The 2,325-nt window shown below is 65.7% G+C and carries 1 pseudogene (only partly in view); it reads right to left on the bottom strand.

Going from position 1 to position 2,325, the window contains the following annotated elements:
• Positions 1-622, bottom strand: a pseudogene (locus tag FVQ81_09745) (hypothetical protein) (it extends 56 nt beyond the left edge of the window).
• Between the last annotated feature and the right edge of the window lie 1,703 nt (positions 623-2,325).

Genomic DNA, 2,325 nt, shown 5'->3' with positions numbered 1-2,325 from the left:
GGATACTGTCGCGGCTGTGGCGGCCGGCGGTCAGTCCGGCAAGACGCGCCAGTTCGGGGGCCGCATCCGGAGATTCAACCACCTCGAACGTACCGCCCCGCTCGAGCGCCTGGCGGTTTTTGTTGCGAGTCTGCTGGCACAGTGACTGCTCCCAGTCCTCGAACGAGCGCCCGTCGAGGGTTATGCGATATGCTCTCTGCCGCTGTATGCTGAAATCACGGGAAAGGAGCGTTTCGATACCGGGCGGCTGATCGCCGTCAAAGGTGACCGACAGCCGGATCGCGCGCCAGCATGCGGAGTGACGGTCGGTCCACCAGGCGAGGATTCTGCCGGCCAGTTCGGGATCGGCTCCGGGAGCGAGCAGCGGTCCCGCCGGGCTGCCGTGGGCCATGCTGTGGCTCTGGCGCAGGCCCGGAGCAGCTCTCACCACCAGGGGCATGCAGCCGAGATAGCGCCCTTCGTCCTCGGCCACCACGCAGTGGACATGCCAATCCCGGAAACCGCTTTCTATCAACTGGAGCCAGCCCCATTCGCAGAACGGAGTGCTGGAGGAGGACTTATCAACCAGCTCGCTCCATTTTCCCCGGTCGATCCTGTCGAGGTTGCTTTCGGAGATATTCATCCCTGCATCGCTCCCCTCGCATGCGTCCTGTTCAAGCTCCGGCGGGTGGAATTTCAGCGGACCAGCGCCACCTTGCCGCTGTAAGTCCGGCCAGCGGGCGACTCCGCCAGAATCAGGTAGACTCCGCTGGCGCACGGCGTTCCGCCGCCGGTAGTGCCATCCCACTGAAACGCGCGTCCGTCCTGCTGCGACGCGCTCCAGCGGCGGACCCGCTCTCCGCTGACCGTAACCACGTTGATCGTGCTGTAGAGCGGCATCCCGCTGACAACCAGCGGTCCGTGACGGTCCGGGTACCAAGGGTTGGGACGCACCGAGAGCTCTCCGGCCGCGGCCGCGGCGCCGGACCCGGCGGCCAGCGGAAAAGCGCTCAATCCTTTGTCGGTGGCGACCCAGAGCACACCGCGACGGTTGTCGACAGCCAGGTCGTTGACCCGGTTCGAGGCCAGCACGCTGTTGGCCCGGTTGTACAACTCCCATTGCCCGCCCGCCAGGTCGGTGCGGTAGACCCCGTCGGCGGTGGCCAGCCAGACAGTCCCGCTGCCCTCGAATTCGATATCCGCCACCGCAAGACCGGCGAACCCAGGGGGTTTCATTTCAGTATAGGCGTAACTGTTCTGGTCGGCGGCGTTGCCCTGGTAGTTGATCACCACCAGTTTCGTGCCGGTGGCGACCCAGATCCGGTCGACCGGGTCGGCGCTGATATCCACGATCCCGCCATCGCCCACCGTGGCGGCAAACGCCGAGACTCCGTGCAGCGACCCGCCGAACCCGCCGGGGATCACCGCCAGTCCGTCGCTCACATAGCCCACCCAGACATTGCCGGGGTTGTCGATTGCGACCGTGTGGACATTGCGCGCGGAGAGAGAATTGCCGTAGCTGCTGAAAGTTCCGGCCGCGGGGTCGAAATATTCGAGTCCTCCCGGCTGGTCCTGGTTCCGGCGGCTGGCGATCCAGACTCCGCCGGCGGAATCGAACGCCATCTCCCCGCGCACAACACCCATCGAAAGCCCGGTCTCGAGGGCCGTGTAGGTTTCCCAGCGATCGTCGGCCGTCTCCGCGGTGGCCCCGTCGTCGAGGATGTTGAAGCCGCCGCTGCCGATTATCGTGGGACCGAACCAGGTGCCGAGATATAACCGGCCGTCGGGGGCGGCATTGACCGAGCTGATCATGTTCATCAGCAAGGGGCTGTTGTCCTGGGTGAAATGGGTCCACGAGCCGCCGTCGAAACGGCTCACTCCCGCGCGCCGGCGGCTGACCGCATCGGATGCGCTGCCGGTCCAGACTGTTCCCCGGCTGTCGAGAGCCACCCGGGTGATGATATTCAGCAGCGGGCCGGGGATGGTTACCGCGGAATAGCCGCCCTGGGACGGCAGCAGCAAGCCATCGTGCAGGGCTCCGGCAACCGCTCGCTGGCTCTCCGGCAGGATGGGGCCGGCCGAGATCAGGGTGTCTCCGGCTGTCGACCGCAACTCCCAGCCGGTGAGGATGCCAAAGCGGTAAAGCTCAGTGCCGGCGGCGATAGAAAATACGGAAAAGTTATTTTCATCGAGTCCGGCGAAAGTGATATCGCTGATTGGCGAGGTGGCCACCGCCCCGGCCAGGGGCGTAAAGCCTGCGCCATCGAAGTGGGCCAGCCTGTTGCCGAGAGCGATCAGGACCAGGCCGCTGCCCGCGGGATCGGATTCGACCTCGCTGACCGTGGC

Source organism: Candidatus Glassbacteria bacterium, from assembly GCA_019456185.1.
Lineage (GTDB): Bacteria > Gemmatimonadota > Glassbacteria > GWA2-58-10 > GWA2-58-10 > JAJRTS01.
Note: the sequence above shows the minus strand (reverse complement) of the source record. Positions and strands in the feature narration are given on the sequence as shown.